The sequence below is a fragment of the Erwinia persicina genome (genome assembly GCF_014838825.1).
Lineage (GTDB): Bacteria > Pseudomonadota > Gammaproteobacteria > Enterobacterales > Enterobacteriaceae > Erwinia > Erwinia persicina_A.
Map to the genome: position 1 here is coordinate 1,230,715 of NZ_JACYMO010000001.1, position 25,676 is coordinate 1,256,390.

Annotated in this window: 20 protein-coding genes and 1 pseudogene; 2 read left to right on the plus strand and 19 right to left on the minus strand. The window is 55.8% G+C overall.

What is annotated here, in order from left to right:
• Positions 1-5: 5 nt before the first annotated feature.
• From menH to elaB, 4 genes are all read right to left on the minus strand, one after another.
• The gene (gene menH / locus IFU29_RS05505; RefSeq protein ID WP_191932999.1) at positions 6-773 is read right to left on the minus strand and encodes a 2-succinyl-6-hydroxy-2,4-cyclohexadiene-1-carboxylate synthase; all 768 of its coding nucleotides are present in this window, start codon (positions 771-773) and stop codon (positions 6-8) included.
• Positions 770-2,437 (minus strand): 2-succinyl-5-enolpyruvyl-6-hydroxy-3-cyclohexene-1-carboxylic-acid synthase, encoded by a 1,668-nt coding sequence (gene menD / locus IFU29_RS05510; protein ID WP_191933137.1) that lies wholly within the window; start codon positions 2,435-2,437, stop codon positions 770-772. The genes menH and menD overlap by 4 nt, the downstream gene beginning before the upstream one ends.
• Positions 2,438-2,522: 85 nt before the next feature.
• Positions 2,523-3,779 (minus strand): isochorismate synthase, encoded by a 1,257-nt coding sequence (locus IFU29_RS05515; RefSeq protein ID WP_191933000.1) that lies wholly within the window; start codon positions 3,777-3,779, stop codon positions 2,523-2,525.
• A gap of 135 nt (positions 3,780-3,914) precedes the next feature.
• Entirely contained in the window at positions 3,915-4,226 is a 312-nt protein-coding gene (gene elaB, locus IFU29_RS05520) for a stress response protein ElaB (RefSeq protein ID WP_062742943.1), read from the minus strand.
• A 333-nt stretch (positions 4,227-4,559) separates the two neighbouring features.
• Here elaB and IFU29_RS05525 point away from each other — a divergent pair, with 333 nt between their 5' ends.
• Complete coding sequence (locus IFU29_RS05525) at positions 4,560-6,218, plus strand: glucan biosynthesis protein D (protein ID WP_191933001.1); 1,659 nt, start codon at positions 4,560-4,562, stop codon at positions 6,216-6,218.
• A gap of 66 nt (positions 6,219-6,284) precedes the next feature.
• Here IFU29_RS05525 and IFU29_RS05530 read toward each other — a convergent pair whose 3' ends face one another.
• The 15 genes and pseudogenes from IFU29_RS05530 to lrhA all read right to left on the minus strand — a co-directional run bounded on the left by IFU29_RS05530 (position 6,285) and on the right by lrhA (position 23,382).
• A complete protein-coding gene (locus tag IFU29_RS05530; RefSeq protein ID WP_191933002.1) occupies positions 6,285-6,746 on the minus strand; it encodes a GNAT family N-acetyltransferase in 462 nt (153 codons plus the stop codon).
• A 77-nt stretch (positions 6,747-6,823) separates the two neighbouring features.
• Positions 6,824-8,281, minus strand: coding sequence for an NADH-quinone oxidoreductase subunit NuoN (nuoN, locus tag IFU29_RS05535; RefSeq protein WP_062742946.1), 1,458 nt, complete (start codon positions 8,279-8,281; stop codon positions 6,824-6,826).
• Positions 8,282-8,287: 6 nt separating this feature from the next.
• Positions 8,288-9,808, minus strand: a complete 1,521-nt coding sequence (nuoM, locus tag IFU29_RS05540; RefSeq protein WP_191933003.1) for an NADH-quinone oxidoreductase subunit M — start codon at positions 9,806-9,808, stop codon at positions 8,288-8,290.
• Between the two features lie 71 nt (positions 9,809-9,879).
• Positions 9,880-11,718 carry an NADH-quinone oxidoreductase subunit L gene (gene nuoL / locus IFU29_RS05545; protein ID WP_191933004.1) on the minus strand — a complete coding sequence of 613 codons (1,839 nt, stop codon included), beginning with the start codon at positions 11,716-11,718 and terminating at the stop codon, positions 9,880-9,882.
• Complete coding sequence (nuoK, locus tag IFU29_RS05550; RefSeq protein ID WP_048915457.1) at positions 11,715-12,017, minus strand: NADH-quinone oxidoreductase subunit NuoK; 303 nt, start codon at positions 12,015-12,017, stop codon at positions 11,715-11,717. The genes nuoL and nuoK overlap by 4 nt, the downstream gene beginning before the upstream one ends.
• Positions 12,014-12,568: an NADH-quinone oxidoreductase subunit J gene (gene nuoJ, locus IFU29_RS05555; RefSeq protein WP_062742949.1), complete on the minus strand. Its 555-nt coding sequence runs from the start codon at positions 12,566-12,568 to the stop codon at positions 12,014-12,016. Before nuoJ ends, nuoK begins: the two co-directional genes overlap by 4 nt.
• A gap of 10 nt (positions 12,569-12,578) precedes the next feature.
• Complete coding sequence (gene nuoI / locus IFU29_RS05560; RefSeq protein WP_048915455.1) at positions 12,579-13,121, minus strand: NADH-quinone oxidoreductase subunit NuoI; 543 nt, start codon at positions 13,119-13,121, stop codon at positions 12,579-12,581.
• Positions 13,122-13,133: 12 nt separating this feature from the next.
• A complete protein-coding gene (nuoH, locus tag IFU29_RS05565) occupies positions 13,134-14,111 on the minus strand; it encodes an NADH-quinone oxidoreductase subunit NuoH (protein ID WP_062742950.1) in 978 nt (325 codons plus the stop codon).
• Entirely contained in the window at positions 14,108-16,834 is a 2,727-nt protein-coding gene (gene nuoG / locus IFU29_RS05570) for an NADH-quinone oxidoreductase subunit NuoG (protein WP_191933005.1), read from the minus strand. The genes nuoH and nuoG overlap by 4 nt, the downstream gene beginning before the upstream one ends.
• A gap of 50 nt (positions 16,835-16,884) precedes the next feature.
• On the minus strand, positions 16,885-18,225 hold the full coding sequence (gene nuoF, locus IFU29_RS05575; RefSeq protein WP_191933006.1) for an NADH-quinone oxidoreductase subunit NuoF: 1,341 nt from the start codon (positions 18,223-18,225) through the stop codon (positions 16,885-16,887).
• The gene (gene nuoE / locus IFU29_RS05580) at positions 18,222-18,737 is read right to left on the minus strand and encodes an NADH-quinone oxidoreductase subunit NuoE (RefSeq protein ID WP_062742953.1); all 516 of its coding nucleotides are present in this window, start codon (positions 18,735-18,737) and stop codon (positions 18,222-18,224) included. The genes nuoF and nuoE overlap by 4 nt, the downstream gene beginning before the upstream one ends.
• Positions 18,738-18,739: 2 nt before the next feature.
• Positions 18,740-20,553: pseudogene (gene nuoC / locus IFU29_RS05585) on the minus strand (NADH-quinone oxidoreductase subunit C/D).
• A 104-nt stretch (positions 20,554-20,657) separates the two neighbouring features.
• Positions 20,658-21,332 (minus strand): NuoB/complex I 20 kDa subunit family protein, encoded by a 675-nt coding sequence (locus IFU29_RS05590; RefSeq protein WP_048915449.1) that lies wholly within the window; start codon positions 21,330-21,332, stop codon positions 20,658-20,660.
• A gap of 17 nt (positions 21,333-21,349) precedes the next feature.
• On the minus strand, positions 21,350-21,787 hold the full coding sequence (nuoA, locus tag IFU29_RS05595; protein ID WP_004158614.1) for an NADH-quinone oxidoreductase subunit NuoA: 438 nt from the start codon (positions 21,785-21,787) through the stop codon (positions 21,350-21,352).
• A gap of 668 nt (positions 21,788-22,455) precedes the next feature.
• Positions 22,456-23,382 carry a transcriptional regulator LrhA gene (gene lrhA / locus IFU29_RS05600; protein WP_191933007.1) on the minus strand — a complete coding sequence of 309 codons (927 nt, stop codon included), beginning with the start codon at positions 23,380-23,382 and terminating at the stop codon, positions 22,456-22,458.
• Positions 23,383-24,410: 1,028 nt separating this feature from the next.
• Between lrhA and IFU29_RS05605 the strand changes: the two genes are divergently transcribed.
• Positions 24,411-25,628 carry a pyridoxal phosphate-dependent aminotransferase gene (locus tag IFU29_RS05605; RefSeq protein WP_062742958.1) on the plus strand — a complete coding sequence of 406 codons (1,218 nt, stop codon included), beginning with the start codon at positions 24,411-24,413 and terminating at the stop codon, positions 25,626-25,628.
• Positions 25,629-25,676 lie beyond the last annotated feature (48 nt).

A 25,676-nucleotide genomic window follows, 5' to 3' on the forward strand; every position in this document is an offset into this window, starting at 1 on the left:
GCTCCTTAATTATGATTAAGCACGCGGGCAAGCTGATGGGCAAACCCCAGGGGGTTCGCCAGGTGTGTGTTATGCCCCGCCGCTGGAATGACCGCCGGGGGCAGCGCCGCCTGCCGGGCCAGCTGTAAAAATTTCTGATCCCACTCACCGCACAGATAACGGAATGGGAAATTTTTCTCCCGCAGTTCGGGCAACAGATCCGGCTGCGCCGACAGTGAGGTAGCCTGAAGCATCGCCGCCAGGTCTTCGCCACGATTATTCAGCCGCCGGGCCACCAGACGCTGTCGCTCGACCGCTGTCAGTTCGGCAAAAACCGGCTGCTGATACCACAAATCCAGTACCTGACCGAGCGGCTGCTGGCGGAACCGCGCTGCCCAGCTGAAATCGTGATCGCGGCGGTGGCGGCGTTCGACGGGGTTACTGAGGCCAAAATGCCCCGCCTCGACCAGCAGCCCCGCCAGACCGCTTCCGGCATGACGACAGGCGTGATACAACGCCAGTCGCCCGCCCAGCGAGTAGCCTATCAGCCAGTAGCGGTCGACCTGATGGAAGTGCAGCGTGGCGTTAAGCCGCTGTGACAGATCGTCGAAATCGGTGACGGTCTGCGCCTGGGATCCGCCGTGGCCGGGCAGGTCAACACTCAGCAGCGGCCAGTGGCTGAAATAACGCTGTACCGGCTGCCAGTCCGCCGCACTGCCAAGAAAGCCGTGCAGCCAGACCAGCACCGGACGCGTACTGTGGTGGTGCCCCTGCCAGTGTGCATGAAGCATCATAAGTGGATTACCTCACTGGCACAGCGCGCCAGGGTTTGGGCACCTTCGTCCCCGTGGGTCACAACTTCGATCAGCGTCACGCCCCCCTGAAAGCCCTGCGCGACCGACTCCCGGAGCGCCTCCCAATGGGTGGGGCGGGCAAACTGCAAGCCAAACAGCGCCGCTGCATGGCGGAAGTCGACCCTGGGTGGCTGGGTGAAAAAGCGTTCCCGTTCGGCGGAAGGCGTGGGCAGCATGGAAAAGATCTGGCCGCCCTGGTTATTAATGACCATCACCACGACCGGGGCAGAAGCCTGTTGCAGCAGCGCCAGGCTGTTGAGATCGTACAGCGCGGACAGATCGCCCAGCAGGATCAGCAGCGGCTGTGCCGTGCCCCGCTGGACGCCCGCGGCCGTCGCCAGCAGCCCGTCAATGCCGCTGGCACCGCGATTACAGTAGACCGGATAACCCGCAGGAAGCTGTGCAAAAGCATCGACCAGGCGTACCGAAAGGCTATTGCCGATGAACAGCGCCCCGTTTTCTGGCAGCAGCCCGCTCAGGCGGTGGGCCAGTTGCGCCTCGCCAAACGACTGCAGATGCTGGGCCAGGTACTGCAGGGTACGTCCGGCCAGCCGGGCCAGTTCCGGGCACCAGGGACGATGCGCGGCGGCAGGATGGCGCTGCAGCCAGTCGGTCATCTCTGCCTGAATTCGCCGGCCGCGCACGCTGCCAGGATGGCGCTGACCCGGCAGCGGGTCGACCAGCCAGTAAGTATCCGGGCGGCAGCTGTTCTGGTAGTCCAGCAGATTTTTGCCGGTCAGGCTGCCGCCAAACTGCACCACGATCTCTGCCGCCGTCAGCGCCTGCCGTGCCGCCGGATGCGCCAGCCACAGGGCAGCACAGGGCAGAGGCTGCCCGGTCTGCGACACCACGTCACCCAGCAGTGGCCAGCCCAGCTCACTGGCCCACGCGGCCAGCAGACTGCCCTCCTGTGCGCTGACGCGTCCGGCAATCACCACCCCGCGTTTATTCCGCCACTGTGGCCAGTCATTTTCTACGGGAACACGGTGTTGCTGAGGGTAATGCAGCCAGGGCTCCCGGCTCTGCCACCAGCTCCCGAGTTCATCCTGCCACGCATGGAAGTCGTCGCTGTCGGGGCCATACAGGGGTTCTGCAAACGGGCAGTTAATATGCACGCCGCCGTGTTGCTGCTGTGCCAGCAGGGTGTCCACCGCCGATACCAGCCAGCGTGCCGGAATGGAAGGCGTCGGACGGGGAAGATTGAGGGATGCGCTAACGTGAGGTGCAAAGATGCCGATCTGGTCAATCGCCTGATTTGCACCGCAGTGGATCAGTTCAGGAGGGCGATCGGCACTGATGGCCACCAGCTTTTCACCGGTGAGATGCGCTTCCACCAGCGCCGGATGAAGATTCGCCACGGCCGTCCCGGAAGTGACGATCATCGCGACAGGCTGTCCGGTGGCTTTTGCCAGCCCCAGGGCCAGAAAACCCAGGCCTCGTTCGTCAAAGTGCGTATGACATAACACGTTTTCACGGGCCGCGGCTGCCAGCGCCAGCGGAGCCGATCGGGAGCCCGGGGCAATGCAGATGTGACGAACACCGTGGCGCGTCAGCGCTTCCAGCAGTACGGTAGCCCAGCGGCGATTGAACGTTGCGTGCGACAGGTCTTGCTGCATAGCCACTCCCGATCAAAAATCCTCGCGCTATTATAATCAGGCGCTTTCGTCGTCTTTTTGATTTGGGCCAGCTTTACCCCCGCTTTCCCACCCTCAGCAACGCGCCGAGGGTCGCGGCTTTACTCTCGACCTCCTGCCATTCCTGCTCCGGCACTGAGCCGCTGACGATACCGGCCCCGGCGTAGAGACGCACCTGCTCACCCGCGACCCGGGCACAGCGTAGTACCACGGAGAATTCGCTCTGTGACTGCGACAGATAGCCGATTGACCCACTGTACCAGTCGCGTCTGAAAGGCTCCTGCTGGCGGATAAAAGCCAGGGCATCTGCGCGCGGCAGCCCTGCCACCGCCGCCGTCGGCTGCAGGCGTTCCACACAGTCGGCATCATCAGGCTGCAACAGGCGGGCGCGAATACGTCGCCGCAAATGCTGCAGGTGCCGGAGGGGAAGCAGCTCTGTCGGCATCACCTCCAGCCCGGTGACAGCACCCGCCAGGCGCTGGCGAATATCGTCGACCACCAGGCCGTTTTCCCACTGATTTTTTCTGTCCTCCAGCAGCCCCGCCTGTTCCAGCCCGGCGGTTCCGGCCAGCGCTTCACTCTCCAGCTGCTTCCCATGCCGCGCATACAGCCGCTCAGGACTCGACCCGACCAGCGCCTGTCCTGCGCCGGTCGCCAGCATAAAGTGATAGCAGCGGGGGTTGATACGCCGGCTGGCGGCCAGCAGCGCAGCAGCTGACAGCGGGCCGGACAGGGTGACATCGCTGGCACGCGCCAGCACGACTTTATCCAGCTCTCCTGCCGTAATCGCCGCCAGGGCCAGGTTGACCCGCCGCAGCCAGCCGGGTTTATCCGGCAGCTGACGTACCGTAACAGCATAAGGTAACGGCGGCGCAGGCCTGGCCGGACGCAGGGCCCTGAGCCAGCATGCCATCCGCCGGGCTTCCTGCTGCAGGGAACGGTCACTGACCAGATTGAGCATTAACCGCTGGCCGGTAGCATCCTGCTGCCAGAGCAGCGCGGGCAGGAAGAAAAAGCTGCTGCCGTCAAAGCGGTTTGCTCCCGGCAGCCGCCAGTTCGCCGGGAGTGACGCAAGACGCCGCGTCGCAGACAGGATGGAGTCAAACTGCTCCAGCGCCCCGCAGGCGGCCATCAATGCTTCGCCGCTGCGCGCCTGCCAGTAAAATTGCGGCCAGCAGGTCTGGGCATCCAGCCAGTTCAGGGCATCAGTATCAGGAGACAATGGAACGCAGAGCTGCTGCTGACCGGGTGCAGAGACCCTGACCTGCAGGAGCTGGTGAATGAGCTGGTCTATAGCCCGGGCAAGTTGCATGCTGACCTCAGCGATAAAACAAAGGGAGGTCTATCGTAGCGGCAGAGAAAACGGGAAATATTGATCCGGACAAGGGGAACAGCGGAGAGGTCAATGAAACAGACGCCAGGAGGCGTCTGTTAGCAAGCGTATCTGTTAGCGACGTGCCAGCAGCAAGCCGATCACCAGGCCCACGGTCGCACCGACGCCAATACCCTGCCAGGGTTTGTCGTGTACGTAATCATCTGCACGCGTTACCGCCTGACGGGCGCGGACGTAGTAGGTATCCGACGCGTTGCTGATGCGGGACTTCACCTGATGCAGCGATTTTTCCGCTTTGGCTTTCAGCTCTACATATTTCTGATCGGCCGGATCGCCCGACGACTTCAGCACTTCTTCCAGTGTTTCAGTGAGCAGCGCCAGATCGTCATCGAGGCGAGTTTCATGTGGTTCAGTCGTAGTAGTCATTTCCATTCTCCTTGGGCGAATTAACGTCGTCAGATAACTATAGACAGTTTCCACCGCTTTGTTTGACGAAAACTACCAGGAATTAACTGAGAATGGCGAACGGCCTGTTGCGTGTGGTGTGCGGACAGTGCTGTAAATTCCGATATTTACGTTAATTCACATGCGAAACCACTGCGGTATTTAGATTTATCTGATAAATTTTGCGTGAACTGAATCATTACCCTGGCAGGCTGTCGTAACTCCCTGTAGCCGGACGCAAGCCGGCTGAGCGAATGCGTGCAAACGCACGACAGTCACTACAAACTCCGTTCACCTGAGGAAATTATTTCCGGCATGAATCGAAGAATGTTTATGAAAGCGTCAATGGCATTCGCAACCCTCAGTGGGATGTCGGGTTTATCCACGTTATTCTCCCAGGCTGCCTGGGCTGAAGACGGGATTGCCGATGGTTCCGCCAAGCGATTTGATTTTGATGTGCTTAAAAAAATGGCCGCCGATATGGCAAAACAGGCCTATGGTGGCGCTCCGGCACCGTTGCCCGAAACGCTGGCAACGCTGACTCCGCAGGCCTATAACGAAATCCAGTATGATGCTAACCACTCGCTGTGGAACGGCATCGACAATCGCCAGCTTGATGTTCAGTTCTTCCATGTAGGGATGGGCTTTAAACGCCGTATCCGCATGTTCTCGGTTGATGGTGCCAGCCGGGAAGCGCGGGAAATCCACTTCCGCCCTGAGCTGTTCAATTACAACAACGCACACGTTGACACTAAGCAACTGGAAGGTAAAACCGACCTCGGCTTCGCCGGTTTCCGCGCGTTTAAAAAACCGGAGCTGGCAAAACGGGATATCGTTTCCTTCCTCGGGGCCAGCTATTTCCGCGCAGTGGATGAGACCTTTCAGTACGGCCTGTCCGCCCGTGGGGTGGCAATCGACACCTTCAGCAACGGCAAGGAAGAGTTCCCGGACTTTACCGCCTTCTGGTTCGAAACGCCAAAAGCCGATGACACCACCTTTGTGGTCTATACCCTGCTGGATGGGCCAAGCTGCACCGGCGCGTTTAAATTCACTATTCACTGCGAAGACAAACGCGTGGTGATGGAAGTGGAAAACCACATTTATGCGCGCAAGGATATCCAGCAGCTGGGTATCTCCCCGATGACCACCATGTTCAGCTGCGGCAATAACGAACGCCGCATGTGTGACACCATCCACCCGCAGATCCACGACTCCGATCGCCTGGCGATGTGGACCGGTTCAGGTGAATGGATCTGTCGCCCGCTCAACAACCCGCAGCGTCTGACGTTCAATGCCTATCAGGATGAAAATCCGCGCGGTTTCGGCATGTTGCAGCTGAACCATGACTTTGACAGCTACCAGGATGTGATTGGCTGGTACAACAAGCGTCCAAGCCTGTGGGTGGAGCCGGTGGGCAAATGGGGCAAAGGGGCGATTAACCTGATGGAGATCCCGACCACCGGGGAGACACTGGATAATATCGTCTGCTTCTGGCAGCCAGCCGACGCCATTAAAGCCGGGAGCGAGCACAGCTTCTCCTACAAGCTTTACTGGAGCGGCCTGCCGCCGGTACGCAGCGGGCTGGCACGCGTAAATGCCACCCGCACCGGTATGGGCGGCTTCCCGGAAGGCTGGGCTCCGGGTGAACACTATCCGAACGTCTGGGCTCGTCGTTTTGCCGTCGATTTTGTGGGTGGCGATCTGAAAGCCGCTGCGCCGAAAGGTATTGAACCGGTGATTAATATCTCCTCCGGCACGCTGAAACAGGTTGAAATCCTCTACGTTGAACCGATCAACGGTTATCGTATTCTCTTCGACTGGTACCCTGACAGCGATGCCACCGATCCGGTGAATATGCGCCTGTTCCTGCGTACCAAAGATGAGACATTAAGCGAAACCTGGCTGTATCAGTATGTCCCACCGCCGCCAGAAAAGCGTAAGTATGTTGATGACCGGGTCATGACTGCTGGTTAAGAGCGCGTAAAGCAAATGATGTGGGGCGACCGAAAAATCGCCCTCCTTCCTGTGGCGTACGCAGAATTACATGCCCTGCGTACGCTGCATATCAATATGTGGAATACCGTCCTCGAGATACGCTTCACTGACCGCCACAAATCCCTGACGACCATAAAACTCCTGCAAATGCGCCTGTGCTGAAAGAAAAATCGGCTGCCCGGGCCAGTGCTGTTCGCAGCTGTTTAGCGCCTGCACCATCAGCCGGCTGCCCAGATTCAGCCCACGCGCATCACCGGACACAATCACCCGACCAATCTTCACCGGCTTACCGGCGCTGACCGGGCCCAGAATGCGAAGATACGCCACCAGTTTATTCTCCAGCATCCCCAGCAGATGGCGGTTGTTCCCGAGCAAATCCGCACCATCTATATCGAGATAAGGGCACTGCTGCTCAACGATAAATACCGCGTTACGTAATGCCAGCAGCCGGTAGAGCTGGGCGGCATCAAGTTCGCTGTGGTGCAGGTCTTGCCAGATGATATCCATTAACTTAGCTCCTCCGATGAAGCAAAAAAAAATCGGGCCACTGTGGGCCCGATTATTATTATCTGTATTGCATGAAATTACATCAGTGGCTGCGCCAGTTTCACCAGCGAAATCAGCGGCTGCGGGAAGATACCCAGTATCAACACCAGAATCGCAGAGATCAGCACCACCACCCCACCGGCGGTAAATGCCCAGTTGGCCGGCGCGTCACGCTGAGATAACTCAGGCGGAGACAGATACAGGCTGACGGTCATACGCAGGTAGTAGTACAGACCAATGGCACTGCCCAGTACCACCGCACCGGTCAGCCACCACAGCTGCGCACTGACGCCCACAGCAATCACATAGAACTTACCGATAAAGCCCAGCGTCATCGGGATACCCGCCAGCGACAGCATCATCACGGTCATGACTGACGCGAGGATCGGACGGTGCCAGAACAGACCACGGTAAGAGTACATGGAATCCGCATCCGGGCCACGGTACGGGCTGGACATCAGGCTGACCACACCGAAAGCACCCAAGCTGCTGAACAGATAACCGGCCAGGTAAACGCCCACGGTTTCCATCGACAGCTGATGAGTCTGCACGGCGATCAGTGCCACCAGCAGGTAACCCAGGTGAGCGATCGAGGAGTAACCCAGCAGGCGCTTAATGTTGCTCTGCGAGATAGCCATCAGGTTACCGAACAGCATCGAAGCGACCGCAATCAGACTGAGAACGATGCGTACACCCTCGTTGTCGGCCATCGGCGCATACATAAACAGACGCATCAACACGCCAAAGATGGCGATCTTGCTGGCAGTCGCCAGGAAGGTCGATACCGGAGCCGGAGCGCCCTGGTAAACATCCGGCGTCCACAGGTGGAATGGTACCAGCGACAGTTTAAAGCCAAAGCCGACGATCATCATGCCCAGACCGGCCAGCAGCAGCGGTTCATTGATAACGCCGTCGTTCAGGCTTTTACCCAGTGAGGCAAAGCTCAGGCTACCGGAATCAGCATACACCAGCGCCATACCGAACAGCAGGAATGAAGAGGCTGCTGCCGACAGAATAGTGTATTTGATGGCCGCTTCCAGCGATCGTTTTTGCTGGAAGGCGTAACCCACCAGACCAAACAGTGGCAGCGAAATCAGCTCGATACCGATAAACAGCGAGGCAAGATGGTTCGCACTGGCCAGGACCACACCGCCCAGGGCAGCAATCAGCACCAGCAGATAGAACTCTTCGCGATTATCCGGATAGGTTGCCAGCCACGGGTAGGCGAAGGTGCAGGTGGCCAGGCTGGCCAGGATCACCAGCCCGGTATACAGCATTGAATAGCCGTCCACCCGCATCAGCGGGGTAACGTCCATTGGCCCTGCCTGGCCGACAAAGTACAGAGAAAACAGCGCCAGGTTCAGACCGACCACGGCCAGCGTCGCATTAACGAAGTGGTTGCGTCGCCACGCAATGGACAGCATCACAACTACCACCGTCAATCCGACGATCAGCAGCGGCAGAAGCGCGATCAATTGTTGAGGAGTTATTGTCATGGCGAATTACGGCCTTGTAGTTGAAATTGAAGCAGTAAACCACTGCTGAATGTTGCTCATCGCAGCGTGCGAGGTATCCAGAATCGGCTGCGGATAAACACCCAGCAACACCAGCAGTACCACCAGCACCATAATCATCAGGAACTCACGCGCAGACATGCCGCGCAGCGGTGTTTCTGACTTAGGCGCACCGTAGTAAGCGCGTTGCATCATAATCAGCGAGTACACCGAGGCAAACACCAGACCAAAGGTAGCGATAACAATGATCACCGGTACCGTCTGGAAGCTGCCCGTCAGGATCATGAATTCACCGACAAAGTTACCGGTACCTGGCATCCCCAGGTTAGCCACGGCAAAGAACAGCGACAAACCCGGCAGCCATTTGATACGCGACCACAGGCCACCCATCTGACGCATGTCGCGGGTGTGAAGGCGCTCATACAGCTGACCGCAGAGAATAAACAGTGCAGATGCCGACAGGCCGTGAGCAATCATCTGAATCACTGCCCCCTGGAACGCCAGCTGGCTGCCGGTGTAGATAGCAATCAGCACGAAGCCCATATGGGAAATCGAGGTGTAAGCAATCAGACGCTTAATATCGTACTGCGAGAACGCCATCCAGGCCCCGTAGAAGATACCGATAATCCCCAGCCACATGGCAATCGGTGCAAATTCGGCAGACGCATTCGGGAACAGCGGCAGAGCAAAACGCAGCAGACCATAAGCTGCCGTTTTCAGCAGGATACCGGCCAGGTCAACGGAACCTGCCGTCGGTGCCTGACTGTGGGCATCTGGCAGCCAGCCGTGCAGGGGAACCACCGGCATTTTTACCGCGAAAGCGATAAAGAAGCCCAGCATCAGCAGATATTCCACGCCGTGCGTCATCGGTGTTTTCAGCAGCTCTTCGTAGCTAAACGTCCATATTCCCGTCGCGTTGTAATGCACAAACACCAGCGCCAGAATGGCAATCAGCATCACCAGACCACTCGCCTGGGTATAGATGAAGAATTTGGTCGCCGCAGAAATACGCGTCTTCCCGTCGGAGGCTTTATGGCCCCAGAGCGCGATCAGGAAGTACATCGGCACCAGCATCATCTCCCAGAAGAAGAAGAACAGGAACATGTCCATTGCCAGGAACACGCCGATGACGCCACCGAGGATCCACAGCAGGTTAAGGTGGAAGAAGCCCTGCCACTTCTCGATTTCGTTCCACGAACAGAGGATAGCCATCAGGCCCAGCAGGCCGGTCAGCACAACCATCAACAGTGAAAGCCCATCCAGCGCAAGATGGAACTCAATGCCGAAACGTGGGATCCACGGCACGGAGAACTCAGATTGCCACTGCGGAATACCTGCAGCCTGAGTCAGTGAGTAATCTCCCTGCAGCCACAGTTGCAGCGAGAGTACAAAGGTCAGCCCCATTGCGATCAATGCAATCCAGCGTGGTAGCTTAGGCCCGAAGCGCTCCAGCTGCCAGCACAGTAATCCACCGACAAACGGGATGAATATTAGCCAAGGTAATAACATGGCGGTTTTCCCTTTATTGCGATTTTTATTCTTTATAGGGTGTGGCTCTGCCCCACCCCACTCACTAACCTTTAGATCACCAGCAGCAGCGCCAGCACCACAACGGCACCGATGCTCATGGAAGCGAGATACCAGCGCAGGTAGCCGTTTTCACTGACGACCAGACCTTTATTCGCGCCACGCGCCAGTAAAGCCGGAATATTCATCAGGGCGTTCAGCGGATCGCGCGACAGCAGCCAGGCCACACCGAGATAAGGCTTAACAAAGACTTTGTCATACAGCCAGTCGAAGCCCCAGGCGGCAAACCACCAGGTGGTAAAGAAACGCCCCACGGCACTGTTCGCTATCGCGGTCACCAGCGTGCGTTTACCCAGCCACAATGCGGCCGCCAGCAGGATGCCCACAATAGCCACGACGCCGGAAGCAATCTCCAGGGTCAGGACGCTGCTGTGTGCCAGCTCGCTGGTTTCTGGCAGAACGCCTCTCAGCGGTGGAACAATCATCGCGCCAATAAAGGTAGAGAGAATTAACAGCACAATCAGCGGCAGATGGTGAGTGATACCTTTGCCCGCATGAGCGTGAATTTTTTCTTCCCCGTGGAAAGCAATAAAGATCATACGGAAGGTGTAGAGCGAGGTCATGAACGCCCCGGCCAGACCCGCAATCATCAGATTAAGATGACCGTTAGCCAGCGCACCCGCCAGAATCTCATCCTTACTGAAGAAGCCTGCGGTGATCAGCGGCAGCGCAGACAGTGCGGCCCCGCCAACCAGGAAGCAGACGTACACCAGCGGAATACTTTTACGCAGACCGCCCATCTTGAAGATGTTCTGCTCGTGATGGCAGGCAAGGATCACCGAACCGGAAGAGAGGAACAGCAGCGCTTTAAAGAACGCATGGGTCATCAGATGGAAAATCGCTGCATCCCAGGCCTGAACCCCCAGCGCCAGGAACATGTAACCAATCTGACTCATCGTAGAGTAAGCCAGCACGCGTTTGATATCGGTCTGCACCAGCGCGGCAAAACCGGCCAGCACCAGGGTAATCGCACCAATAATCCCGACCAGATGCAGCACTTCAGGCGTCATCAGGAACAGGCCGTGAGTACGGGCAATCAGGTAAACCCCGGCGGTCACCATCGTCGCGGCATGGATCAACGCGGAAACAGGCGTCGGACCGGCCATCGCATCAGCCAGCCAGGTCTGGAGCGGCAGCTGTGCCGATTTACCGACCGCACCACCTAACAGCATCAGGGTTGCCCACTGCAGCATATGGTTGTCCGCCGCAAAGTGCGCCGGTGCCAGCTCCATCATTTCGCGGAAGTTCAGCGTGCCCAGCTCGTTGTAAAGAATGAACAACGCGAACGCCAGGAACACATCCCCCACGCGGGTAATGATAAAAGCTTTCATCGCCGCCGCGCCGTTTTTCGGGTTGGTGTAGTAGAAGCCAATCAGCAGATAAGAGCAGAGGCCAACGCCTTCCCAGCCGAGATACATCAGCATCAGGTTATCGGCCAGCACCAGAACGACCATGCTGGCGATAAACAGGTTGGTATAGGCGAAGAACCGCGAGTAGCCCTCTTCCCCACGCATGTACCAGGAGGCAAACATGTGGATCAGGAAGCCAACGCCGGTCACGACCGACAGCATGGTCAGCGACAGGCCGTCCAGCGTCAGGTTAACGTCAATCTTGAAGTTTCCGACCTGCATCCAGGTCCACAATGACTGGTTGAATACCTGCTGGCCGTTATTGAAGAAGTCGACGCCCGCATAGGCCGCGACCAGCGCCGCAAGACCGACAGACCCCATACCCACGGTCGCTGACAGGTTCTCTGACCAGCGGCCACGGGAGAAGGCCAGTAACAGGAAGCCAATCAGCGGAAACAGGATTGTTAAATAGAGAAGGTTCATCCGCGCATCTCGCTCACTTTATCAATGTTGAGTGTCTGGCTGCGGCGATGGAGCTGCAACAGCAGCGCCAGGCCAATGCTGGCCTCAGCCGCGGCCAGGCTGATTGCCAGGATATACATTACCTGACCGTCGGCCTGTCCCCAGTAGCTCCCCGCCACCACAAACGCCAGTGCAGCAGCGTTAATCATGATTTCGAGACCAATCAACATAAACAGCAGATTACGGCGGATTACCACGCCCGTCAGTCCGAGGACAAACAGAATGGCCGCCAGAATAAGTCCATGCTGCAGAGGGATCATACCCGCTCCTCCTTGTTACTTTTCGCCGCATCAGACGGGCGGTTGCTCAGAACCTCACCGGGACGCTGTTCGCGGCCGATGTGGAACGCCACCACCAGGCCTGCCAGAAGCAGCATCGACGCCAGCTCAACGGCGAGAACGTAAGGACCAAACAGGCTGATACCGACGGCTTTCGCATCGATCATCTTACCGTCAATGCCCTGGTCGTTGATGCCGCTGATGGCGTAAACCAGCACCACCAGTAACACCAGCGAAAGTACGGCCGGGCCCATCCACATAGACGGCTTCAGCCACTGACGCTCCTGCTCAACTTCCTGGCCGCCAAGGTTCAGCATCATCACCACGAAAACAAACAGCACCATAATGGCACCGGCATAAACGATGATTTCCAGCGCACCGGCAAAGTAGGCACCGAGCGAGAAGAACACCCCGGCAACCGCCAGCAAAGAAATAATCAGGTACAGCAGCGCATGTACCGGGTTGGTATGCGTGATGACGCGTAACGTCGCCAGCACAGATACCAGACCACAAACGTAAAATGCAAATTCCATGCCTGGCTCCTTAAGGTAACAAGCCCTTGACGTCGATGGGTTTGGCTTCGTTTTCTGCGTCGCCTTTGTCTTTGCCATCGATCGCCATACCCGCCATCCGGTAAAAATTATATTCCGGGTATTTACCCGGGCCGGAAATCAGCAGGTGCTCTTTTTCATACACCAGATCCTGACGCTTAAACTCACCCAGTTCGAAATCTGGGGTAAGCTGAATCGCAGTGGTCGGGCAGGCCTCTTCACACAGGCCACAGAAGATGCAGCGCGAGAAGTTAATACGGAAAAACTCCGGGTACCAGCGCCCGTCGGCCATCTCTGCTTTTTGCAGCGAGATACAGCCAACCGGACAGGCCACGGCGCACAGGTTGCAGGCAACGCAGCGCTCCTGACCGTCGGGGTCACGCGTCAGTACAATACGACCACGATAACGGGGTGGCAGATAAACCGGTTCTTCCGGATACATCATGGTTTCGCGTTTGGCGAAGGCGTTCATCCCTATCAGCCAGATACTGCGTACGGTTGTCCCGAAACCAACAACAAGGTCTTTTAATGTCATCTTCTTAACCCCTTACTGCGCCGTGTACAGAATGACTGCGGCAGTTGCCAGCAGATTCAACAGCGTCAACGGCAGACAGACTTTCCAGCCGAACGACATCACCTGGTCATAGCGCGGACGCGGTAACGCAGCACGAATCAGAATAAACATCATCATGAAGAATGCCGTTTTAATCGCGAACCAGAAAATCGGTGGCAGCCACGGACCGTTCCAGCCGCCGAAGAACAGCGTAACGATCAGTGATGAAACGGTAACGATACCGACGTATTCACCGACGAAGAACAGGCCGAACTTCATCCCGGCATATTCAATGTGGTAACCGTCAGCAAGTTCCTGCTCCGCTTCTGGCTGGTCAAATGGATGGCGGTGACACACTGCCACACCGGCGATGCAGAAAGTGAGGAAGCCGAGGAACTGCGGGATGACGTTCCACAGATGCTGCTGGCTGTTCACAATGTCGACCATGTTGAATGAGCCAGCCTGTGCCACTACGCCCATCAGCGACAGCCCGAGGAACACTTCGTAACTCAGAGTCTGAGCCGATGCACGCATCGCCCCCAGCAGTGAGTATTTGTTATTACTCGACCAGCCTGCAAACAGCACGGCATAGACCGCCAGGCCTGCCATCATCAGGAAGAACAGCAGACCAATGTTCAGGTCTGCGCCCATCCATGTTGGCGTCACAGGCACAATCGCCATCGCCAGCAGCAGCGAGGTAAAGGCAATCATTGGCGCAAGGGTAAAGATCACACGATCGGTAAACGGCGGGATCCAGTCCTCTTTAAAGAACATTTTGATCATATCCGCCACCAGCTGCAGTGATCCACCCCAGCCGACGCGGTTAGGCCCGTAGCGGTTCTGGAACAGACCGAGCAGGCGACGCTCACCAAAGCTCATAAAGGCGCCGCAGCCCACCACCACAAACAGGATGATCAGTGCTTTGACGACGGCAATCAGCACGTCGATAACTTCCGGTGTCAGCCAGCTCATTGTACTGCCTCCCGCAGATTGTCGATGTCGCTACCCGCCAGGAACGGTGGAATACCCGGTAAACCGAGCGGCAGACCGACCTGCCCCGCCTGCAACGTGCTGGAGAAGCGGACCGGCAGGCGCAGTGTCTCGCCCTGGCAGGTAAATTCAACCGCCGTACCGGCATTAACGCCAAGCTTCGCGGCATCTTCCGGGTTCACCATCACATAAGCCTCAGGCATACGCTGCTGGATAACCGGTGCGCGCTGGGTCATTTCATCGCTGCCGAACAGGTGGAAGTATGGCGCTACGCGCCAGGCATCATGGCTGCCAGCGAAAGCAGCAGGCACATTTTCGAACCAGCCCAGCTGAGGCACACCCGCTTCGATCAGTCGCACCCCCGGATCGCCATTACGCAATTTACCCCCCACTTCGACCTGGAATTTATTCCATGCCTGCGGTGAGTTCCAGCCAGGCGCCCACGCAAATGGGATCTGCGAACGGGCAGCACCCGGCTGGTTGTTCCCTTCCATAGAGAAGGCAAACATACTGTCTTTGTCCTGCGGCTGGCGCGGCTCATGCACGCTGATATTGGCGCGCATCGCGGTACGTCCGCTGGAACGGTGTGGTGAACGCGCCAGTTTCTGACCCCGAATACGGAAGCTGGCATCCGGAGCCGCCTCTTTAATTCCGGCCAGCTGTGGCAGCGCAACGATGCAGGCATCGATCACATGATCGAGCTGGCTCCAGTCGACTTCGCGGCTGTTGATGGTGCTCTGCAGCGAATGCAGCCAGCGCCAGCTTTCCAGCATCTGCACTTTTTCATCGTAATAAGCCGGGTCATACACCTGGAAGAAGCGCTGTGCGCGGCCTTCCTGATTCACCACCGTACCGTCGCTTTCTGCAAAGCTTGCACTGGAGAGGATCAGACCGGCTTTCTCGGTGGTCGCCGTACGCTGATGATCCAGTACGATGACGCTTGGCGTGTTGGCCAGCGCTGCATCCACTTTCGCTTTAGGCAGGTGACGATACAGGTCGTTTTCGAGGATGATCACCGCATCAGCCGCACCGCTTTCCAGCTCGGACAAGACGGTATCAAGGGATTTACCGCCGATCATGCCAAGTCCAACGCTGTTCGCCGCCGTAGCCAGCAGGGTGATGCCTACATCAGCACCGCGCCCTTTCAGCGCTTTCGCCACGTTGGCGGCCGCCTGAATCATCGCTTCGCTACCGGAGTTAGTCCCGGAGATGATCAGTGGTTTTTTCGCCCCGGCTAAGGCCTGCACAATAACGTCAATTTTGCCGGCCAGTGATTTATCAAGGTCAGCAACGGCTGGTGCGCTGGCATCCAGTTCGTGGGCGATAGCGAAACCAAGGCGCGCCTGATCTTCCACCGGGGCACGATAGCTCCAGGCGGCGATGTCATCCAGACGCGTCTGGTCGACGTTAGTCACGAACAGCGGATGTTTAGCGTTCTGCCCGATGTTGAGGATCGCCGCAATCTGCCAGTCAGCCACTTTTTGCGCAGCCGCCATTTCACGGGATTTTCCTTTGACCGCCTGACGCACGGACAGCGCCACGCGCGCGCCGGTCTGGGTCAGATCTTCGCCCAGCACCAGCACGGCATCGTAGCTTTCAATCTCACGCAGCGCTGGCGTATGGATGCCACCGTCGCGCAGCACTTTCAGCATCAGATCCAGACGCCCCTGCTCCCCTGCCGGGATACCGGTAGAGAAGTTGTCAGCCCCCACCAGCTCACGCAGGGCAAAGTTGCTCTCTACGCTGGCGCGTGGGGAACCGATGCCGATCACTTTCTTCGCCTGGCGCAGCACATCCGCCGCGCCCTGCATAGCCTGATCGGCATTCAGTGAGATCCAGTCATCGCCGCGACGCTGCATAGGCTGACGCGGACGATCTTTCAGGTTCACGTAGCCATAGCCGAAGCGGCCGCGATCGCACAGGAAGTAGTGGTTTACCGTGCCGTTATAGCGGTTTTCAATACGGCGCAGTTCACCATAGCGCTCACCCGGGCTGGTATTACAGCCGATGCTGCACTGCTGGCAGATGCTGGGTGCAAACTGCATATCCCACTTGCGGTTATAACGCTCGGAGTGTGTTTTATCGGTAAATACGCCGGTTGGACATATTTCGACCAGATTACCGGAGAACTCACTTTCCAGCACGCCATCTTCAGGACGACCGAAGTAGACGTTGTCATGGGCTCCGTAAACACCGAGGTCGGTCCCGTCTGCATAATCTTTGTAATAACGCACACAGCGATAGCAGGCAATACAGCGGTTCATTTCATGGGAAATGAACGGGCCGAGATCCTGATTGCGGTGCGTACGTTTGGTGAAGCGATACCGGCGGAAGCTGTGGCCGGTCATCACTGTCATATCCTGCAGGTGACAGTTACCCCCCTCTTCACAGACCGGGCAATCGTGCGGGTGGTTGGTCATTAACCACTCCACCACACTTTCGCGGAACTCTTTTGCTTCACCGTCATCAATAGAGATGAAGGTACCGTCAGACGCCGGTGTCATGCAGGACATAACCAGGCGACCACGGGTGTCTTCGGCATTCTGAAATTGCTTCACCGCGCACTGGCGGCAGGCACCGACGCTACCGAGCGCCGGGTGCCAGCAGAAATAAGGAATATCTAAGCCGAGGGAGAGACAAGCCTGTAACAGGTTGTCTGCGCCATCAACATCATATTCTTTACCGTCTACATGAATTGTAGCCATAGTGAACATGCTTCCGTAAGGCCCGTGCGAACACGGGCGTTAAACTTTGCTTACCAGCGCGCCTTTAACAGGTTTGGCTGGATGCCGCTAATCGCGTGTGCGTTGCTGAATACCTGAGGTGCCATACCCGCTTCAAACTCTTCACGGAAGTATTTAATGGCACTTTGCAGTGGCTCTACTGCACCAGGCGCATGCGCACAGAAGGTCTTACCCGGGCCAAGCTGGCGGCAGAGCTGCAGCAGGGTTTCGATATCCCCCGGCTGGCCCTGCTTATTTTCCAGCGCGCGCAGAATTTTTACGCTCCATGGCAGGCCGTCACGGCAGGGCGTACACCAGCCGCAGGACTCACGGGCGAAGAACTCTTCCAGGTTACGCACCAGTGACACCATATTGATCTCGTGGTCAACGGCCATCGCCAGCGCGGTACCCAGACGGCTGCCGGCTTTACCAATGCTGGCAAACTCCATCGGCAGGTCGAGGTGTGCCTCGGTCAGGAAGTCTGTCCCTGCCCCGCCCGGCTGCCAGGCTTTAAACTTCAGCCCATCGCGCATGCCACCGGCATACTCTTCAAGGATTTCACGTGCGGTAGTACCAAATGGCAGCTCCCAGACGCCCGGATTCTTCACGCGGCCGGAAAAGCCCATCATTTTGGTGCCGGTATCTTCGCTGGTGGAGATGCCTTTGTACCAGTCAACGCCGTTAGCGATGATCGCCGGAACGTTGGAAAGCGTCTCGACGTTGTTCACGCAGGTTGGCTTGCCCCAGGCACCCGCAGTTGCCGGGAACGGTGGCTTGGAGCGAGGGTTAGCACGGCGTCCTTCCAGCGAGTTAATCAGGGCTGTTTCTTCACCGCAAATATAACGACCGGCGCCGGTATGCACGATAAGTTCAAAATCGAACCCCGTACCGAGAATGTTCTTGCCAAGCAGCCCCGCTTCGGTCGCTTCAGCAATGGCACGGCGCAGGTTAACGGCAGCTTCAATGTACTCACCGCGCAGGAAGATATAGCCGCGATAGGTTTTCAGCGCGAAGGCGGCAATCAACATGCCTTCCACCAGCTGATGGGGCATCTGCTCCATCAGCAGGCGGTCTTTATAGGTGCCCGGTTCCATTTCATCGGCGTTACATAACAGATAACGGATGTTCATGGATTCGTCTTTTGGCATCAGGCTCCACTTCAGACCGGTAGAAAAGCCCGCGCCGCCACGCCCTTTCAGACCGGAGTCTTTCACCTGGCTAACAATGTCTTCCGGCGACAGGGATTTCAGCGCCTTTTCAGCACCGGCATAGCCATTCTTACTGCGGTACTCTTCGAGGAATACCGGCTGCTTGTCTTCACGCATCCGCCAGGTCAGCGGATGCATTTCAGCAGTACGCACGATCTGTCTCATTGATACTGCTCCAGTAAGTTGGCGATACCTTCCGGCGTGAGATGAACGTGGGTATCTTCATCCACCATCATCACCGGCCCTTTGTCGCAGTTACCGAGGCAGCAGGTTGGCAGCAGCGTAAAGCGACCGTCAGCCGTGGTCTGACCCGGTTTAATATTCAGGTTGCTTTCCAGCGCCGACTGAATGCCCTGGAAGCCGGTGATGTGGCATACCACGCTGTCGCAGTAGCGGATCACATGGCGACCCACCGGCGTACGGAAGATCTGGCTGTAAAACGTGGCCACCCCTTCGACATCGCTGGCCGGGATGCCCAGCACCTCAGCGATGGCATGGATGGCACCGTCTGGCACCCAGCCCCGGTGTTTCTGAACGATTTTCAGCGCTTCAATAGATGCCGCACGGGCATCTTCGTAGTGGTGCTTTTCATGCTCGATGGCATCGCGCTCTGCCGCACTCAGCACAAAAGCTCCGGTTTCGTCGATCGTTTCGATCGCAATTCTCTGATCGTGCATAATTAGCGGTCCACGTCTGACATAACAAAATCGATACTACCGAGGTATACGATCAGATCGGATACCAGGCTGCCGTTGATCACCGATGGGATCTGCTGCAGGTGCGGGAAACTCGGCGTGCGCACGCGGGTGCGGTAGCTCATCGTGCTGCCATCGCTGGTCAGGTAGTAACTGTTGATCCCTTTGGTCGCTTCAATCATCTGGAAGGATTCGTTGGCCGGCATTACCGGGCCCCACGACACCTGCAGGAAGTGAGTGATCAAGGTTTCGATATGCTGCAGCGTGCGCTCTTTCGGCGGCGGCGTGGTCAGCGGATGGTCAGCTTTGAACGGGCCTGCCGGCATGTTCTTCAGGCACTGTTCCAGGATGCGCATACTCTGGCGCATCTCTTCCATCTTCAGCATGACACGGGTGTAAGCACAGCTCACGCCATCGCCGATTGGCACTTCGAAATCGAAGTTTTCATAACCGGAATACGGACGCCATTTACGCACGTCAAAGTCCAGACCGGTGCCACGCAGGCCAGCCCCCGTGGTCCCCCACGCCAGTGCTTCTTCCATGTTATAGGCAGAAACACCTTTGGAACGGGCAATCAGCACGGAGTTTTTCAGCGCGGTCTGTTCATAGGCTTTCAGACGCTTAGGCATCCAGTCCAGGAACTCACGCAGCAGGCGCTCCCAGCCTTTTGGCAGGTCATGCGCCACGCCGCCGATGCGGAACCAGGCCGGGTGCATACGGAAGCCAGTAATGGCTTCTACCACGTCATAAATTTTCTGGCGGTCGGTAAAAGCAAAGAACACCGGAGACATTGCACCGACGTCCTGGATAAACGTAGAGATGTACAACAGGTGGCTGTTTATACGGAACAGCTCTGATAGCATCACGCGAATGACTTCTACGCGCTCAGGGACTTTGATACCGGCCAGCTTTTCTACCGCCAGTACGTAAGGCATTTCATTCACGCAGCCGCCGAGATATTCAATACGGTCGGTATACGGAATGTAGCTGTGCCAGGACTGACGTTCGCCCATTTTTTCGGCACCGCGATGGTGATAACCGATATCCGGCACGCAGTCGACGATCTCTTCACCGTCCAGCTGCAGGATAATACGGAAGGCCCCGTGCGCGGAGGGGTGGTTCGGGCCCAGGTTGAGGAACATGAAGTCCTCATTATTGGTCGAACGCTTCATGCCCCAGTCTTCAGGCTTGAAGGTCAGAGATTCCATCTCCAAATCTTCTTTCTGCTTGGTCAGTTCGAACGGATCGAACTCGGTCGCACGCGCCGGATAATCTTTGCGCAGCGGATGCCCTTCCCAGCTCTGCGGCATCATGATGCGCGTCAGGTGCGGGTGACCTTCAACATTGATACCAAACATCTCCCAGGTTTCACGCTCATACCAGTTGGCATTCGGGAAAATTTTGGTGATGGTGGGCACATTCAAATCGTTTTCAGACAACGCCACCTTGAGCATGATGTCGCGGTTGCGTTCAATGGAGATGAAGTGATAGAAAACGGAAAAATCCGCCGCCGGTAAACCGGCACGGTGGGTACGCAGGCGCTCATCCATGCCATGCAGGTCATACAGCATCACATAGGGTTTAGGCAGCTTGCGCAGGAACTCAATGATCTCAAGCAACTGCTCACGTTTCACCCAGACTACCGGCACGCCGGTACGGGTCGCTTGTACTGTAAAGGCATCAGGCCCAAAACGATTACGCAGCTCGCCGATCACCGGGTCATCCTGGTGATCTCGGGTTTGCCATAACGGCTGGGCGAGATCTTGCGTGGTTAAATCTGTCATAAGTTGTTCACCATGCTGGCCTGTCTGACAGGCACTCAGTGTTGGCGTCAGGTGGGTCAGCGCAGATGACGTTGTGTTTTTATTGCGCTTTTAATGACCACATCCATAAACTGCTGTCTTAAATTTCGTCAGGGGTACGCAGATTGGTCACTGCAATACGCTCGGCGTTTTTCCTGTCGCGCTCAGACTGCATATTCGCGCGATAGACACCCTGATCGCTGACGACCCACGACAGCGGGCGACGTTCTTTGCCGATCGACTCCTGCAGCAGCAGCAGCGCCTGCATGTAGGCTTCCGGGCGAGGCGGACAGCCGGGAATATACACATCAACCGGCAGGAATTTGTCCACACCCTGCACCACAGAGTAGATATCGTACATGCCGCCGGAGTTCGCACAGGCTCCCATTGAAATCACCCATTTAGGTTCCAGCATCTGGTCATAGAGGCGCTGCACTACCGGGGCCATCTTGGTAAAACAGGTCCCTGCTACCACCATAAAGTCTGCCTGACGTGGTGATGCACGGATAACTTCAGAACCAAATCGCGCCACGTCGTGTACCGCAGTAAACGAGGTTGTCATCTCGACGTAGCAACAAGAAAGACCGAAGTTGAACGGCCAGAGGGAATTTTTACGACCCCAGTTCACCATATCGTGCAGGGCATGTTCTAACTTGCCCATGTAGACGTTTTGATGAACGTGCTTTTCCAGGGGATCGGTGACGATCTCCTGTTTTTGCAGTGGGTAACGGTCATTCTCACCGTTCGGGTCTATGCGGGTGAGCGTATAGTCCATGTGTTTTTGCCTCGCTGTTACTGCTTGTGACGGTTGGCGTGCGAGATGGTGGTAGGTTTGACGTCAAACTGACGACGGGCAGGTGCCCAATCCAGTGCGCCAATGCGAACCAGATAAAACAGACCAGCAAGCAGAACCAAAATGAAAATGGCGGCTTCGACAAAGCCGACCCATCCGCTTTCGCGAATCGCCGTCGACCATGCATAAAGATAGAGGGCTTCAACGTCGAAGATGACGAAGAACATGGCAACCAGATAAAACTTGGCAGACAGGCGCAGTTTTGCCGTGCCAACGGAGGCTATACCGGATTCGAAAGGGGTATTTGTATGCCTTCCACGGGCTTTTCCGCCCAAAAACCATGCCCCGGCCAACATCAGGCAGCAGAGACCAATCGAGACGATCAGGAAAACAGCAAATGCCCAATGATGGGCGACGACTTCTGTGGTTGTTGACATACTCTTGCTTACTCACCAAAAGTGGCGTTTTGCGTCCTGCTCTCATATTTGGCAGTTAACACACCACATCGATTCAAGGGAAGAATGAAAAACCGGATAAATTTTACTGACTTTTATGATTAGGCAGTAATTTTATGTGGTTTTTTACTCCTTTAACTGACCTTTTGTCAACTTTGACAAAACTATCCGCACATTAATTTACACACCCAACATTTTTTTAACACATGATGCTCAAAAAGTGGGCTAAATCGAGTCAGTGACATCATGTGATCAAAGTGTAGCGGTTAAAACCCTGATTGGATCGTGTATTTAACATGGACTATTTTGGCAGGAATGGACGGGTTTTCCTGCCCCTTAATGGGGTTATTTTTTTGATCCAGGACACACTTTGGTGTTTTTTGGCAGGAAAACGGGCAGTTTTCAGGCAGCTGAACGTACTGACTGATCGGACCAGATAGTTATTATGGGCATCCGAAACCTGTTGAGGACGGCATTGAACACTTTTTGACAGCGAGAGGGGTAACTTGCGCTAAAAAGCGGGGGATCTCACGACAATCAGGGCAAAAAAAAGGCCTCTCAGTTCATTATCACACTGAAAGACCTGTTTTATACAGTAAAACTAAAAAAAATCATTTTTAATGATAAAAATAATCGTTTGCGTTTACTGGTTACTCTTCTTCATCGGCAAAGGCTGCGCCATCCTGAGCTGCGACGGTCAGGTTGTAGGGATCGTTACGTGATTCCATCGCGTTAAAGATCGCCAGAGCCAGTTCATTATCGCTGTCCGGGTTACGGCACAGCAGATATTCCGTATCCGGCAGCATAGGCAGACCTTCTGCCGCCCCCATAACACGCAGCTCCGGGCTCATCATTTCAACCGGACGGGCGGTGACGCCCAGACCGGCTTTAACGGCAGCACGCACTGCAGCCAGCGTTGAGGCGACGTATGAGATACGCCACGGAATGCCGGCCTCGTTGAGATGATCAATAGCCATATCACGATAAGGGCTTGGCTCATCCAGCAGCACCAGAGGAATCGCTTCACCACGCTGGAAGATGTAGTCAGCCGCACAGTACCAGAGAGTGGGCGACGTGCGTAATACCTGCCAGGTGAAGTTCATCGGACTGGAGGTGGTGACGACCAGATCGACTTCGCCCTGGTTGAGCATTTCCATCATGAACGGGTTGCGCTTCACACGGACATCAATAGCCAGCTTGGGATAGACCGAGGTCACGCGGTTGAGCAGGAACGGCAAAATAGTATCGGAGGTATCATCGGATGCGCCGATGGTCAGAACCCCCTGAATATTGCTGTACATCAGAGAAGTACAGGCTTCATCGTTGAAGCGCAGTATTTTTCTGGCGTAACCCAGCAGCTGAATACCATGTTCCGTCAATAACTTGTTGCGTCCATGCCTGGCAAATAGCTCTTTGCCTACCAATTGCTCCAGACGCTGCATCTGCTGACTCACCGCTGACTGCGTTCTGCACACGGCAGCCGCAGCAGCGGCAAAGGTGTTCAGATCGGCAACAGCAACGAAGGTTCTCAGCAGATCGAGGTCAAGATTGAGTACTGGACGATTTGCACTAGTCATGTTTTTCTTCACTTTATAAGTTTTTTACAAACAGCTACCCTGGTGTTATTACCTGTTTTATCAAAGGGATAAAACGATAACAATTGCGTAATGGTTACAGTGTTCAGTAATAAATTAATTACCTGATGCATTACTTTTATCGGCAGACGATGGAGTAGTTTCTACTCTGGTTATTCCTTTCAGCTTGTGCGGCGGGAAACAGAGAAAAAGGTTCTCACGTCTGATACATCACTAATGCACGCTGCACTAACCCATAAGTTGCAGGAAGCCGCGTCGTTATAGTTAATTAACGCCGACAAAACTCAAAAAAGGACGAGTTGCGGTGTCGTTAGTCTAAAACAACCATTGAAAATTAAGTTACCAGCACGCTGTTACGACAGCGAAAAATGTTAAGCATTACTTATTGTTTAGGGTAATAAAAAGGATTTTTTTATTCCCCGGGAGGCCTGTACGCACGGTGCAAAGTCTCCTGAACGTTATCCTGACATACTGTCGTTTACTTTTTAAGCCCAAATCCGATTATTCTTATCACTAAAGTAAGATTTTATCGACAACGGCCGCTTATACGCGGCCTGATGCTACAAAATTTATCTTTATCCTCTTCAGTCCCTCTCTTCCGGTCTGGCCCCCCTCCCTGTTCGCCGGCGATGGTTAATCTTCAGACAAACACCGCACTGATTAAAAAACAGACAGCCAAATTAGGTTTACTTGACTGTTTCAACCATCATCAGTCCATCTTTCTTTACTAAATAATTTAATCATTACGCGGGTAAACAATGAAAATGGAACTGTATTACGCACAGAGTAAAACGCCTTTCCAGTCATTAGCATCGGAATAGGCTCAATATGCAGCATGAAATAGCAGATACAGGGCTGTTCACGTCAGCCTCTGCCATCTGAAAGAAAATTCCTCCTTTAACGCTCCAAAGCCCACTGCTGCCCTTCAAAACAAACCGGGAGAGGAGTACATTGTGCAATGTTTAGTTTTCCACGGCAGGAAACCGCTTCTGCCAGTCAAGGCGACAGAGATGACCCCAATTGATAAATCCAGCAAACTGGATAACGTGTGTTACGACATTCGCGGCCCGGTGCTCAAAGAAGCAAAACGCCTCGAAGAAGAAGGCAATAAAGTTCTTAAACTGAATATCGGCAACCCTGCCCCCTTCGGTTTTGAAGCCCCGGATGAAATCCTCGTTGATGTGATCCGCAATCTGCCAGGTGCCCAGGGTTACTGTGATTCGAAAGGGCTCTATTCCGCCCGCAAAGCGATCATGCAGCACTACCAGGCGCGCGGCATGCGTGATATCACGGTAGAAGACATTTATATTGGTAACGGTGTCTCAGAGCTGATCGTACAGTCCATGCAGGCGCTGCTGAACAGCGGCGACGAAATGCTGGTACCGGCCCCGGATTATCCACTGTGGACCGCCGCCGTCTCACTGTCCGGCGGTAAAGCCGTGCACTACCTGTGTGATGAGTCCGCAGGCTGGTTCCCGGACCTCGACGATATTCGCAGCAAAATCACCCCGCGTACGCGCGGTATCGTGATCATCAACCCGAATAACCCGACCGGTGCCGTCTACAGCAAAGAATTGCTGATGGAAGTGGTTGAACTGGCTCGCCAGCACAACCTGATTATTTTTGCCGATGAGATCTACGACAAGATCCTTTACGATGTTGCCCAGCACCACTCTATTGCCGCCCTGGCTCCCGACCTGCTGACCATCACCTTTAACGGGTTGTCTAAAACCTACCGCGTGGCGGGTTTCCGTCAGGGCTGGATGGTACTGAACGGGCCGAAGAAACATGCTAAGGGCTATATCGAAGGACTGGAGATGCTGGCCTCAATGCGTCTGTGCGCGAATGTCCCGGCCCAGCATGCTATTCAGACGGCGCTGGGGGGTTATCAGAGCATCAGTGAGTTTATTCAGCCCGGCGGCCGCCTGTATGAACAACGTAACCGTGCGTGGGAGCTGATTAACGAGATCCCGGGGGTCAGCTGTGTGAAGCCACAGGGGGCTCTGTATATGTTCCCGAAAATCGACGCGAAAAAATTCAACATCCACGACGATCAGAAAATGGTTCTCGATTTCCTGCTGCAGGAAAAAGTACTGCTGGTACAGGGTACGGCCTTTAACTGGCCGTGGCCGGACCACGTGCGTATCGTCACTCTGCCCCGCGTGGATGAGCTGGAGATGGCTATCAATAAATTTGGCCGTTTCCTCGGCGGATACCGCCAGCTGTAATCTTCTCCCCGAAGAGTGGCTCAGGCCGCTCTTCGCATTGTGAAGTAA

What these genes read in the sequence shown, in the direction of transcription:
- nuoF (WP_191933006.1), bottom strand. Translation starts at nt 18,225, where the DNA reads ATGAGACAGATCGTGCGTACTGCTGAAATGCATCCGCTGACCTGGCGG.
- IFU29_RS05525 (WP_191933001.1), top strand. Translation starts at nt 4,560, where the DNA reads ATGAATCGAAGAATGTTTATGAAAGCGTCAATGGCATTCGCAACCCTC.
- nuoJ (WP_062742949.1), bottom strand. Translation starts at nt 12,568, where the DNA reads ATGGAATTTGCATTTTACGTTTGTGGTCTGGTATCTGTGCTGGCGACG.
- IFU29_RS05530 (WP_191933002.1), bottom strand. Translation starts at nt 6,746, where the DNA reads ATGGATATCATCTGGCAAGACCTGCACCACAGCGAACTTGATGCCGCC.
- nuoI (WP_048915455.1), bottom strand. Translation starts at nt 13,121, where the DNA reads ATGACATTAAAAGACCTTGTTGTTGGTTTCGGGACAACCGTACGCAGT.
- IFU29_RS05515 (WP_191933000.1), bottom strand. Translation starts at nt 3,779, where the DNA reads ATGCAACTTGCCCGGGCTATAGACCAGCTCATTCACCAGCTCCTGCAG.
- IFU29_RS05590 (WP_048915449.1), bottom strand. Translation starts at nt 21,332, where the DNA reads ATGGACTATACGCTCACCCGCATAGACCCGAACGGTGAGAATGACCGT.
- nuoN (WP_062742946.1), bottom strand. Translation starts at nt 8,281, where the DNA reads ATGACAATAACTCCTCAACAATTGATCGCGCTTCTGCCGCTGCTGATC.
- nuoH (WP_062742950.1), bottom strand. Translation starts at nt 14,111, where the DNA reads ATGAGCTGGCTGACACCGGAAGTTATCGACGTGCTGATTGCCGTCGTC.
- nuoE (WP_062742953.1), bottom strand. Translation starts at nt 18,737, where the DNA reads ATGCACGATCAGAGAATTGCGATCGAAACGATCGACGAAACCGGAGCT.
- nuoA (WP_004158614.1), bottom strand. Translation starts at nt 21,787, where the DNA reads ATGTCAACAACCACAGAAGTCGTCGCCCATCATTGGGCATTTGCTGTT.
- nuoG (WP_191933005.1), bottom strand. Translation starts at nt 16,834, where the DNA reads ATGGCTACAATTCATGTAGACGGTAAAGAATATGATGTTGATGGCGCA.
- IFU29_RS05605 (WP_062742958.1), top strand. Translation starts at nt 24,411, where the DNA reads ATGACCCCAATTGATAAATCCAGCAAACTGGATAACGTGTGTTACGAC.
- nuoM (WP_191933003.1), bottom strand. Translation starts at nt 9,808, where the DNA reads ATGTTATTACCTTGGCTAATATTCATCCCGTTTGTCGGTGGATTACTG.
- elaB (WP_062742943.1), bottom strand. Translation starts at nt 4,226, where the DNA reads ATGACTACTACGACTGAACCACATGAAACTCGCCTCGATGACGATCTG.
- nuoL (WP_191933004.1), bottom strand. Translation starts at nt 11,718, where the DNA reads ATGAACCTTCTCTATTTAACAATCCTGTTTCCGCTGATTGGCTTCCTG.
- nuoK (WP_048915457.1), bottom strand. Translation starts at nt 12,017, where the DNA reads ATGATCCCTCTGCAGCATGGACTTATTCTGGCGGCCATTCTGTTTGTC.
- menH (WP_191932999.1), bottom strand. Translation starts at nt 773, where the DNA reads ATGATGCTTCATGCACACTGGCAGGGGCACCACCACAGTACGCGTCCG.
- lrhA (WP_191933007.1), bottom strand. Translation starts at nt 23,382, where the DNA reads ATGACTAGTGCAAATCGTCCAGTACTCAATCTTGACCTCGATCTGCTG.